Genomic DNA, 11,967 nt, shown 5'->3' on the forward strand with positions numbered 1-11,967 from the left:
GATCGGTTGAATGTCACGCCCGTTGGGATAGAATCGGTCATCTAAAGCTAAATGCTCTTTTGAGGAACACAACATGGTTACGCTTCATACCAATTTTGGTGATATCAAAATCCAACTTAACGCTGACAAAGCGCCAGCAACTGCAGAAAACTTCCTGCAATACTGCCGTGACGGCTTCTACAATGGCACAATATTCCACCGTGTTATTGATGGTTTCATGGTCCAAGGCGGCGGCATGACCTCTGGCATGGAAGAGAAAGAGTCAAACGCACCAATTAAGAACGAAGCGAACAATGGTCTAAGCAACAAAATCGGCACCATTGCAATGGCTCGTACCATGGAACCGCATTCAGCGAGTTCACAGTTCTTCATTAACGTTGGCAACAACACTTTCCTAGACCACAAATCAGAATCTATGGACGGTTGGGGCTACTGTGTATTCGGCGAAGTCGTTGAAGGCATGGACGTGGTTAACAAGATCAAAAGCGTAGCAACTGGCAACTGGGGCTATGTTCACCAAGATGTGCCTGTTGAAGAAGTCATCATCAACAACGTAACCATCGAAGAATAAGGTGGCAATGGGTAGCGGTATGCGCCGCTGCCCTTTTATCTATGACCGTATTATTTATTGCAGACCTCCACCTCAGTCCATCTCATCCAGACATAACCGCTTGCTTCTTCCGATTTATGGAACAAGAAGCACCATCCGCCAGCGCGCTCTATGTGCTTGGGGATTTGTTTGAATCGTGGATCGGTGACGACGAAAATACACCGCTACAATGTGATGTCGCCAACGCCTTTAAATCATTGAATGAAAAAGGTGTGCCGATCTACTTCATTCACGGCAATCGCGATTTCATGATTGGAAAGCGCTTCGCGAAATCCGCGGGCATGACGCTACTTCCCGAACACCATGTTATCGACTTATTTGGCGAACCAACGCTCATCATGCATGGCGACACCCTGTGCATTCAAGACGAAGGTTATCAACGCTACCGCAAAAAAGTTCACAACAAATTCGCCCAGTGGTTGTTCCGTCGATTGCCATTATCTACAAGGCAAAAAATTGGTTTGAAGATCCGCTCTAGCAGCACGTCGAACAATCAAATAAAACCACAAGACATTATGGATGTAGATACGGATGAAGTTATCCGTGTGATGCAAGCCTATGGGGTAAAACAACTCATTCACGGGCACACGCATCGACCTAAGATCCACACTTTGTCGATCGCGAATGATCCTGCTCAACGAATTGTACTTGGTGATTGGTACACTCAAGGCTCCGTTCTAGCTTGCAACGCCGAGGGTTGCACCCTAGAAACGCGAAAATTCGAAAACTAACAATGTGCTTGCCACTGATCAACCTGACACTCCAGGATTAAGAAAGTATTATTCCCATAATTAATTTTCTACGCGAAATATCAGTCTTATTTGGCACTCTCGAACATGAGACGGCATATACACTTAGTTTTACATCCCTTAGCTTCTTGAAGGTACTTTGATTCTATATGAGTTCGAACTTTGCAAGACAAGCGATCTTTGACACTCAAAAGCGAGTAATCGCTTATGAGTTTTTGTTTCGTGATGGATTTCGAGACTCCTTTCCTTGTATCTCCTCTGACATAGCTACGCAGAGCATACTTAATGATCTCTTTATCCAAGGCAAAGTGACTCACAACGCTATTTCTGGTGGCTTACCATGCTTTGTTAACTTCTCTTACCAAAGTCTGGTTGATGGCACGGCTCTTCGCTATCCTCCAGAAAATCTCGTAGTCGAAGTGCTGGAAGATTGCCCTGCAGATTCAGTGCTATTTGATAAGTTGATAGATTTAAAAGAGAGAGGATACTGCATCGCGTTTGATGACTTTATTCCGTCAACGGATTGGATTCCTTTTCTAGGTCTTGCAGACATCATCAAAATTGATTTTCGCGCCCAGTCATTGGATGCGATAGCCGATTTCGTGCATGAATACCGCCAAAAGTTCAGCTTCCAATTATTGGCCGAAAAAATTGAAACCAAACAGGAATATCACTTCGCTCGTGAACTCGGCTTTGATCTCTTTCAAGGGTACCAATTGAGCAAACCAGAACGATTGCCCTACCCGTTTGTGGCATAACCACTCGTTTACATTGATTTTGCGTGATAAACAAGTGCTGGCAATAAACAGCAGACAAACAAAAAGGAGCTATTTAGCTCCTTTTTCTTTTCAATACATTGGCTTATTGACGGATTCCGCGCTTACTTCATTGTCGGCATGACAAAATCTGCATTGGCGCGAATGCCGGTTGGCCATCGAGCGGTAATGGCTTTGCGACGCGTATAAAAGCGCACGCCATCAGGCCCATGCATGTGGAGCGGGCCAAATAAAGAACGCTTCCAACCACCAAAGCTATGAAAGGCCATTGGCACAGGGATAGGCACGTTTACACCCACCATTCCCACTTGAATTTCATGACAGAACTGCCTGGCAGCATCACCATTTTGGGTGAAAATTGCCGTCCCGTTGCCGAACTCATGTTCATTGATGAGCTTCACGGCGGTGGCATAGTCAGGCACACGCACCACCGCCAACACAGGGCCAAAAATCTCGTCACGATAAATAGTCATGTCTTCAGTGACGTTATCAAAGAGACACCCGCCAAGGAAGAATCCGTCACCGCCTTCAGCGACAACGCCTCGCCCATCAACCACCAGCGTCGCCCCTTCAGCAACACCCGCGGCCACATAGCCTTCTACTTTCTTTAAATGTTCTGCGGTGACTAAAGGCCCCATTTCCATGCCTTCAATCACGCCATTGCCAACACGCAATTCTTTCACTTTTGGTGTGAGCTTTTCAATCAACGCATCAGCGACGTTGCCTACTGCGACAGCAACGGAGATCGCCATGCAACGCTCGCCTGCTGAGCCATATGCTGCGCCCATCAAGGCTGCAACCGCTTGGTCAAGATCCGCATCTGGCATCACCACCATGTGATTTTTCGCGCCGCCCAATGCCTGAACGCGCTTACCGTGTGCAGAAGCGGTACTATAAATGTATTCAGCAATTGGCGTTGAACCGACAAAACTCACGGCTTGTACATCGGGGTGAGTTAGCAATACATCAACGGCTTCTTTATCGCCGTTGACGACATTAAACACGCCATCTGGCAACCCTGCTTCTGTCAGAAGCTCGGCAATGCGCATTGTTGAGCTCGGATCTTTTTCCGATGGTTTCATGATGAAGGTATTGCCACACGCAATCGCAATCGGGAACATCCACATCGGGACCATGATCGGAAAGTTAAACGGCGAAATACCCGTCACTACGCCCAGTGGCTGGTTAAGCGACCACGCATCGATACCTGTTCCAATTTGCTCGGTCATTTCGCCTTTCAATAAGTGTGGAATGCCACAGGCAAATTCCACCACTTCTAAGCCACGGGTCAGCTCACCTTTGGCATCGTCGAGCACTTTGCCATGCTCTTTCGTGATCAGTGCGGCCAGCTCATCGATGTTTTCTTCTACTAAGGCTTTGAATTTAAACATCACGCGAGCACGGCGCAGCGGTGACATTTCGGACCACGCTGGAAATGCCGCTTTTGCCGCCGCAATGGCAGATTCGGTGTCAGACACCGACGCTAACGATACTTCACCACAGACCTTTCCAGTGGCAGGATTAAACAAGGATTGCTTTCTTTCGCTCTCAGCGGTGTATTTACCATCAATGTAATGTGTTACAGACATATCCGTATCTTCCTCAATTCACTCACAATGCGTTTTTGATGGCGCGCTCTAGCGTGCTGACCATCTGATCTATATGTTTGGATTCCAAAATCAAAGGCGGAGACATGGCAATAATATCGCCCGATGCACGTACTAACACGCCGTCATAGAAACATCGTGTAAACACGTCATAGCCGCGTTTTCCAATACATTTTTCGCTGGGCGCAAGCTGAATGCCTGCGATAATGCCGGTATTGCGAACATCTATCACGTTGGCGTGGCTGGCTAGCGAATGCACGGCATCTTGCCACTCAGTTTCCATTTCACGAGCGTGCTCAAACAGCTTTTCGTCTCGATAAATATTCAGTGAAGCCAGCGCTGCGGCAGCGGCAACAGGGTGACCCGAATAGGTATAGCCGTGGAAGAATTCAATGGTATCTTCCGGCGCATTCATACAGGTGTTGTAGATGCGCTCACTCACAATCACCGCACCCATTGGAATCGCGCCATTGGTTAAGGCTTTCGCAGTGGTGATCATATCTGGCGTCACATCCCAACGCTGTGCAGCAAATGCATCCCCTAGGCGTCCGAACCCTGTTATCACCTCATCAAATATCAACAAGATGTCATGTTTGAGCGTAATTTCACGCAATCGCTTCAAATAGCCTGCCGGTGGTAACACCACACCACCCGAGCCCGACATGGGCTCAACAATGACAGCAGCAATGTTTTCAGCGCCATGCAAGGCAATCAACTGTTCCAGCGCGTCGGCTTTTTCAATGCCGTGTTCCGGTAACCCTTTTGAAAACGCATTTTTCTGCATATCTAGGGTATGAGGAAGGTGCGCCACACTCGGTAAAAGCTGGCCATTAAAGGCTTTACGGTTGTTGACCATGCCACCAACTGAAATGCCACCAAATCCTGTGCCGTGATAGCCCAATTCGCGTCCAATCAACATAGTGCGATTGGCATGACCACGGGCGCGTTGATAAGCCAGCGCAATCTTCAGCGCGGTATCCGCTGACTCAGAGCCAGAGTTGGTGAAAAACACACGATTAAGATCGCCCGGTGCCATTTCTGCCAAACGTTCTGCCAACTCAAAAGGCAAAGGGTGTCCCATCTGGAACGTCGGTGCATAGTCAAGTTCCGAAATTTGACGGCTTACCGCCTCAGAAATCTCAGGTCGGCTATGTCCCGCATTACAACACCAAAGCCCCGCTGTCGCATCGAGCACGGAATTGCCTTCAACATCCTCGTAATACATGCCTTTCGCTTTTGCGAGCAAACGGGGCGTGGATTTATATTGGCGGTTTGCAGTGAAAGGCATCCAGAAATTATCCAGACTCGCTCCCTCGTTTTGTGGTTTTTGCACTGCCATAGTCAAGTATCCTTACATGCCGTCATTGTTGTTAATGAGTTGTTACTTGGTGAGCAATATTTGCAATACTATGTCAAATATAACGAACAGTAAATGGGTTGTGTTCAATATAAAAACAATTAATCGCACCATTTGTAAAATATTTTGAAATAGTGCACAGTGGCAAAATATCAGCATTTAACATGGACTAAGGGGCAGATATGACTTCTCGCACATCACGTGAAGATTGGGAATCACTCGCGGCAAGGCTAGAGATAAAGGGGCAAGCTTTCATCAATGGTGAACGTCAAGATGCCATTTCTGGTGATACCTTTGCATGTATCAGCCCCATTGATGGCCGCACACTGGTAAATGTTGCCAGTTGCGATTTAGATGATGCCAATCTGGCGGTCGCCAATGCCCGTGAAACATTCGAATCTGGCGTGTGGGCGCACCTGCCGCCAGCTGAAAGAAAAAAAGTCGTGATCCGCTTTGCTGAACTGATTGAAGAAAACGGTGACGAGCTGGCGCTTCTCGAAACCCTCGATATGGGGAAACCCATCCGTTATTCAAAAGCTGTTGATGTAAACGGCGCGGCACGCGCGATACGCTGGTCAGGCGAAGCGGTTGATAAGATCTACGACGAGCTCGCCCCTACGCCTCACAACGAAATCGGCATGGTCACCCGCGAGCCTATTGGTGTTGTCGCCGCCATTGTGCCGTGGAACTTCCCTATGCTGATGGCATGTTGGAAACTCGGCCCTGCCTTGGCTTCCGGCAACTCTGTCATATTGAAACCCTCAGAAAAATCACCACTGACTGCCATTCGATTAGGCGAATTAGCCCTAGAAGCAGGCATGCCAAAAGGCGTGCTGAACGTGCTTCCCGGTTATGGGCACACGGTGGGCAAAGCCCTCGCCTTGCACATGGATGTCGATACGCTGGTGTTCACGGGTTCGACCAAAATTGCCAAGCAACTGATGATCTACGCGGGCGAATCGAACATGAAACGTGTTTGGCTCGAAGCGGGCGGCAAAAGCCCGAACATTGTCTTTGCTGATGCACCAGACTTAGATGCCGCTGCGGCCTCTGCGGCCTCTGCGATTGCGTTTAACCAAGGTGAAGTATGTACTGCGGGCTCTCGCTTACTGGTTGAAGCTTCAATCAAAGATGTCTTTGTTGAAAAAGTCATTAAGCACCTAAAAGATTGGCAACCGGGTCACCCGCTTGACCCTGAAACACAAGTGGGTGCGGTGGTGGATCAACAGCAATTGGACACTGTGCTGAGCTACATCGAAAAAGGGACACAAGGCGGCGCGACCATGGTGTGCGGTGGGAATCGTGTTATGCCAGAAACCGGTGGACTATTCGTCCAACCCACGGTGTTTGATAATGTGAGCAATGAAATGCCCATCGCTCGCGAAGAAATCTTCGGTCCTGTCCTGTCTGTCATCACGTTTGAGACGCCAGAACAAGCCATCGCTATTGCCAATGACACCGACTATGGCCTTGCTGCTGCGGTTTGGACATCAGACATTTCCAAAGCCCACAAAACCGCCAAAGCACTGCGCACGGGTATGGTGTGGATTAATCATTACGATGGTGGTGACATGACCGCACCGTTTGGCGGCTATAAGCAATCCGGTAATGGACGTGATAAGTCACTACACGCCTTTGAAAAATACACCGAAGTCAAAGCGACTTGGATTGCGTTGTAGCATTAGCCTCACTCGAATAGAAAAAGGGCATTGATATTCAATGCCCTTTTTTTGAGATACGACTCTGAGTGTGGATTGGCAACAAGAAACGTCTATCTCTTATTGTTCGCTCTCGCACTGACTTGCTCTTACCTGCTCTTTCTCAACACTCGCAACTCGTCATCTTGCTCTTTATTCCGCTAACGCCGTCGTGATCACAATCTTGCTTTCCAAGGTTTTGTGTACCGGACATTTATCAGCGATTTCAAGCAAGCGCTGGCGTTCTTGTTCCGTCAGATCCCCCACCAGCTCAATGGTGCGCGACAAGACTTCCACTTTTGAATGATCATCATCGCAGTGCTCACAATCTTCACCATATTGACGACTGTGTGACAACGTGACTTTCACATCATCCAGCGGTAGCTTTTTACGATTGGCGTACATTCGAATGGTCATCGAGGTACACGCCCCCAGCCCCGCAAGCAAATGCTCATAAGGATCAGGACCCAAATTGTCACCGCCAAAATCTACGGGCTCATCCGCAAACCACTGATGATGATCAGTCTGAATAGTACGGGTAAACGCCTTATTGTGTTCGGTCACCAACACGTCGCCCCGCGCTACAGGCACACTTGCCGTTTTGATAGGCGATGCAACATCAATGTAGCGGTGTGACCAAGCCGCAATAAGCTCAGCCACATATTGGGCGTCGTCTTTGTTCGTGAGCAAGTGATCTGCGGTATCTAAAGTCACAAAGCTTTTAGGGTGCTTAGCACGGGAATATATTTTCTCCGCCTCTTTGATCAACACAATGCTGTCGATAGGGGAATGCATTACAAGCAAAGGAACACGCAGGTTTTCAATGTCATTGTTTTCGGCGCGAATATCGTCCAAGAACTGCTTCTTAATCGTAAACGGACGACCCGCCAGCATCAGTGCAGCCTCACCGTCTGCTTCAATGGTTTCAACGTGTGCAGCAAACTGCTTGGATACATGATCGGCATCTGCCGGCGCGCCAATGGTTGCCACTGCAGAGACCTCTGGAATGTGTTGAGCCGCAGACAATACTGCGCGTCCACCCAAGCTGTGGCCAATGAGCAACAAAGGCGCTTCATAGTTATCACGCAGGAAATCCGCAGCAGCAACCAGATCATTCACATTGGATGAGAAGTTGGTGTTGGCAAAATCGCCGTCACTGCCACCAAGACCTGTGAAATCAAACCGCAAAACGGCAAACCCAATATTCACCAGTGCACGAGAGATACGGGATGCCGCAGCAACGTCTTTACCACAGGTAAAACAGTGCGCAAAAAGCGCGTAGCCACGAGCAGCATGCTCCGGTGTTTCCAGCATACCCGCGAGCACATGATTGCCACTGACAAAGGTGACTTTACTTCGTTTTCCAGCCATTTAGCTCTCCTGATGAGTTCACAGATAGTATTCGCTATAACCTGCATCGCAACATACAAGGCTACCACTCACTCAATAGACCGGGATGACGAGAAAAGTATGACAACGTGCCTTTCATTTAAATGAGAGGCACGCTAAGACTGAAAAATTGCAGTGGCTTTATTGCAGGGCTTCTTTGATCTTGTGGTACGTCATGCCAATCGCCAGCAGTGGGGAGCGCAACAAAGGCCCGCCTGGAAACGTCATGTGCTTCACTTTGGCAAACACATCAAAGCGCTCTGCTGTGCCGGAGATGGCTTCGGCAACTACCTTGCCTGCCATATGCGTCGCGTTCACACCATGGCCTGAGTAAGCTTGTGCATAAAAGATATTAGGTGCATCGGGTAAACGGCCAATCTGCGGTAATCGATTCGCACCAATACCAATCATACCGCCCCACTCAAAGTCGATTTTCACACCATTGAGTTGTGGAAAAACGCGCTCTAAGTTTGGCAATAACGCGCCCGTGATGTCTTTCGGATCCTTGCCTGAATAGGTACACAACCCACCAAACAACAAACGGTTATCGCCAGAAAGGTGATAATAATCAAGCGCCATACTCAGGTCGGCAAAGGCCATATTCTTCGGGATCGTACTGCGAATTTGCTCATCGTTCAGGGGCTCAGTCGCGATAATATAACTCCCTGCAGGAAGCACCTTACCACCGACATATGATTCCAACTTGTGACCAATATACGCGTTGCCCGCCAACAACAGATACTGACACGTCACCTGTCCCTTGTCGGTTTTCACGACCGGCTTATCGCCTTTGATGATTTCAATCGCTGCGCTGTCTTCAAAAAACTGCACACCGAGGCTCGCCGCCGCTGCTGCTTCCCCGGTCACGAGATTGAGTGGATGCAGATGGCCACTGCCCATATCAAGCATGCCGCCAATATAGCGATCTGAACCAATCACCTCAGACAGCGACGCTTTATCCAGCATACGAATTTCATGGGCGTATCCGCTTTGCTTTAATCCATTGAAATCGTCTTCGAGCTCTTTCATGTGCGATGGCTTTAATGCCAGATCGCAATAGCCCATGGTGAGATCGCAATCAATGTTAAACGCACCAACGCGATCTTTAACGATCTCAACCGCTTCCACGCCCATCTGATTAATCGCTTCAACACCGTCTTTGCCAATCTGATTGGTAAATTGCTCAATGCCATGGCCAATACCGCGGATCAGTTCACCGCCGTTCCGTCCTGACGCGCCCCAACCGATTTTATTGGCTTCTAACACAACCACAGAATAGCCACGCAAGGCGAGCTCAATCGCACTGTTCACGCCACTGAATCCACCGCCGACAATACAGATATCGGCCGTTAACGACTCGGTGAGTTCAGGATATCGTTGCGGATACTTCGCAGTGGCTGCGTAGTAAGACTGTGTATGCGCTAGTTTTGACGACGTAGAACCCATGAAAAGCACCCAATGTAAAATATAATTAACAAAGACTAACGTATTCTCTATACCAAGGTGAAGTGGAAAATATACACATTGAGTATTTGAATGATAATCTTCTGGGCGAGATCACTGTGTGTGGTTTACCCACTAATCAGTTGACAAATCTTGCTGCTCTGATGAAGAACATCGCGCCTCAATACCCAACAGCTCACATATATGATGATGCATATTTTTTACATTATGCAGAGACCATCACAAAACACTTGATTCCCTCGGACTAAGAAGTAGGATCGCTCGTTCAAAATCTATTACATTAGTTAAAGAACCATTGAGTGTGAGGAGAGCGAGACATTGGATATTGGTGCAAACCTAAAAGCAGTAAGAAAAAGTCGTGGATTATCTCAGCGTGAATTGGCGAAACGCGCAGGTGTCACAAACAGCACTATCTCAATGATTGAAAAAAACAGCGTCAGCCCTTCTGTCAGTTCTCTCAAAAAAGTATTGTCCGGAATTCCTCTGTCCCTTGTGGAGTTTTTCTCTACCGATATCGGCCAAACTGAATCTGCCCCCGTGATCTATCGCCAAGAAGATTTGCTAGAGATCGGATCCAATGGTGTCTCAATGAAGGTGGTGGGCAAAGCCTTCCCGAATCGCGCGCTATCTGTCTTGTCCGAAATCTACCCGCCTGGAACTAACTCAGGCGACGACATGCTTCAGCATGAAGGTGAAGAAGCTGGACTGGTCATTGAGGGAAAATTGGAACTCACTGTTGGTGATGACATTTATGTGCTCGAGGTTGGCGATAGCTACTACTTCGACAGTAACCGCCCCCACCGTTTTGCCAATCCATTTGAAGAAACTTGCCGCCTATTTAGCGCAACCACGCCAGCAAATTTCTGATAAATCAACGACACCAAGACACACGAAACCAAAACATACACTTTGATAAAAAAGCGCCCTTTGTCACGGGCGCTTTTTGTTTCTAAAGCCATTTACGCGGGGCTAGCTGCGCCATCAAATCCCGAATTTGTCGCGCACCGTGTAATACCATGCGCCCAATGCTGAGAAAGGCACACTCAGCGCATGACCTCCGGGAAATGGCAGATGCGGCAAGCTCGCAAACGCATCATAGCGCTCTGCTTGCCCGCGCAACACTTCTGACATCAAGCGCCCCGCCAAATGGGTATAAGTGACACCATGACCACTGCAGCCCTGTGAGTAATAGATATTGCTGCCTATGCGTCCAACCTGCGGCAAACGCGACAAGGTCATCAAGAAATTCCCTGTCCAGCGATAGTCAATTTTCACATCACTTAACTGTGGGAACGTTTTGAGCATTTTAGGGATAATAATCGCGTCAATGTCGGCAGGATCGCGCGCACCATAAACCACGCCGCCACCGTAGATGAGTCGCTTGTCGCCAGATAACCGGAAGTAATCCAACAAATAATTACAATCTTCCACACAGTAATCTTGAGGCAATAAGCTTTTGGCTTGTTCGTCCGTTAGCGGTTCGGTCGTGATCACCTGTGTGCCACAAGGCATCGATTTTGCGCGTAGCTCAGGCATCAATCCGCCCAGATACGCATTGCCAGCCACAATCAGAAATGATGCGGTGACAGAGCCTTGCTCTGTGAACACTTTAACGGGCTCACCTCGATCAATGCGAATAGCGGCAGAATGCTCATAGATTTTTCCGCCCAAACTTTCGACAGCAGCCGCTTCGCCGAGTGCGAGGTTAAGCGGATGAATGTGTCCGCCAGACTTATCAAGCAAGCCGCCCACATAGCGCTCGGTATCAACCACACTGCGAATATCACTTTGATTGAGGATCTCGAGTTGATCGTTTCCATGACGCTCCCACAGCGCTTTTTGATGTTCAAGTTCGTGCATCTGTTTGGCATTCAGCGCCGCAAACACACCGCCGTTTTTCAAGTCGCATTCAATATTGTATTTCTCAACTCGCTCTCGAATGATTTTACCGCCCTCAAACGCCATCTCACCGAAAAGGCGGGCTTTCTCTTTACCCACCGTTTTCTCAATCACGTCGATATCACGGCTATAACTGTTAACAATCTGACCGCCATTGCGGCCGGATGCGCCCCAACCCACTCGCGCGGCTTCAAGGATAACCACATTGAAGCCTGCTTCGAGCAAATGCAGGGCTGATGACAATCCGGTGTAACCTGCGCCGATGATACACACATCGGCAGTCACATCGTCTTTCAGGGTTTCGTGCAACGGCGAAGGATTGGCAGACGCCGCATAATATGACGGCGCATGCTCTAACGCTGCATGTTGCGTACGTTGTTGCGCGCCCATTGAACTTGCTGGTTCCTGCATGATGACGT

At 48.6% G+C, this 11,967-nt stretch carries 10 protein-coding genes; 5 read left to right on the forward strand and 5 right to left on the reverse strand.

Annotated elements, in window-relative coordinates; genetic code table 11:
• Positions 1-73 precede the first annotated feature (73 nt).
• The 3 genes from AB8599_RS10170 (at position 74) to AB8599_RS10180 (ending at position 2,117) form a co-directional block, all read left to right on the forward strand.
• Positions 74-571: a peptidylprolyl isomerase gene (locus tag AB8599_RS10170; RefSeq protein WP_407330789.1), complete on the forward strand. Its 498-nt coding sequence runs from the start codon at positions 74-76 to the stop codon at positions 569-571.
• A 41-nt stretch (positions 572-612) separates the two neighbouring features.
• Positions 613-1,341, forward strand: coding sequence for a UDP-2,3-diacylglucosamine diphosphatase (gene lpxH, locus AB8599_RS10175; protein WP_407330790.1), 729 nt, complete (start codon positions 613-615; stop codon positions 1,339-1,341).
• A 167-nt stretch (positions 1,342-1,508) separates the two neighbouring features.
• A complete protein-coding gene (locus AB8599_RS10180) occupies positions 1,509-2,117 on the forward strand; it encodes an EAL and HDOD domain-containing protein (RefSeq protein WP_407330791.1) in 609 nt (202 codons plus the stop codon).
• A 122-nt stretch (positions 2,118-2,239) separates the two neighbouring features.
• Here AB8599_RS10180 and AB8599_RS10185 read toward each other — a convergent pair whose 3' ends face one another.
• Together AB8599_RS10185 and AB8599_RS10190 are read right to left on the reverse strand one after the other, a co-directional pair.
• The gene (locus tag AB8599_RS10185) at positions 2,240-3,724 is read right to left on the reverse strand and encodes a CoA-acylating methylmalonate-semialdehyde dehydrogenase (protein WP_407330792.1); all 1,485 of its coding nucleotides are present in this window, start codon (positions 3,722-3,724) and stop codon (positions 2,240-2,242) included.
• Between the two features lie 22 nt (positions 3,725-3,746).
• Complete coding sequence (locus tag AB8599_RS10190) at positions 3,747-5,081, reverse strand: aspartate aminotransferase family protein (protein ID WP_407330793.1); 1,335 nt, start codon at positions 5,079-5,081, stop codon at positions 3,747-3,749.
• A gap of 200 nt (positions 5,082-5,281) precedes the next feature.
• Here AB8599_RS10190 and AB8599_RS10195 point away from each other — a divergent pair, with 200 nt between their 5' ends.
• Complete coding sequence (locus AB8599_RS10195; RefSeq protein ID WP_407330794.1) at positions 5,282-6,778, forward strand: aldehyde dehydrogenase; 1,497 nt, start codon at positions 5,282-5,284, stop codon at positions 6,776-6,778.
• Positions 6,779-6,949: 171 nt separating this feature from the next.
• Here AB8599_RS10195 and AB8599_RS10200 read toward each other — a convergent pair whose 3' ends face one another.
• Positions 6,950-8,167: an alpha/beta fold hydrolase gene (locus AB8599_RS10200; protein ID WP_407330795.1), complete on the reverse strand. Its 1,218-nt coding sequence runs from the start codon at positions 8,165-8,167 to the stop codon at positions 6,950-6,952.
• 159 nt (positions 8,168-8,326) lie between these two features.
• Complete coding sequence (locus AB8599_RS10205) at positions 8,327-9,631, reverse strand: NAD(P)/FAD-dependent oxidoreductase (RefSeq protein ID WP_407330796.1); 1,305 nt, start codon at positions 9,629-9,631, stop codon at positions 8,327-8,329.
• Positions 9,632-9,967: 336 nt separating this feature from the next.
• Here AB8599_RS10205 and AB8599_RS10210 point away from each other — a divergent pair, with 336 nt between their 5' ends.
• The gene (locus AB8599_RS10210; RefSeq protein ID WP_407330797.1) at positions 9,968-10,516 is read left to right on the forward strand and encodes a cupin domain-containing protein; all 549 of its coding nucleotides are present in this window, start codon (positions 9,968-9,970) and stop codon (positions 10,514-10,516) included.
• A 114-nt stretch (positions 10,517-10,630) separates the two neighbouring features.
• Here the strand turns inward: AB8599_RS10210 and AB8599_RS10215 are convergent, their stop codons facing one another.
• Entirely contained in the window at positions 10,631-11,959 is a 1,329-nt protein-coding gene (locus AB8599_RS10215; RefSeq protein WP_407330798.1) for an NAD(P)/FAD-dependent oxidoreductase, read from the reverse strand.
• Positions 11,960-11,967 lie beyond the last annotated feature (8 nt).

Origin of the sequence: Enterovibrio litoreus (assembly GCF_045679545.1) — a bacterium.
GTDB lineage: Bacteria > Pseudomonadota > Gammaproteobacteria > Enterobacterales > Vibrionaceae > Enterovibrio.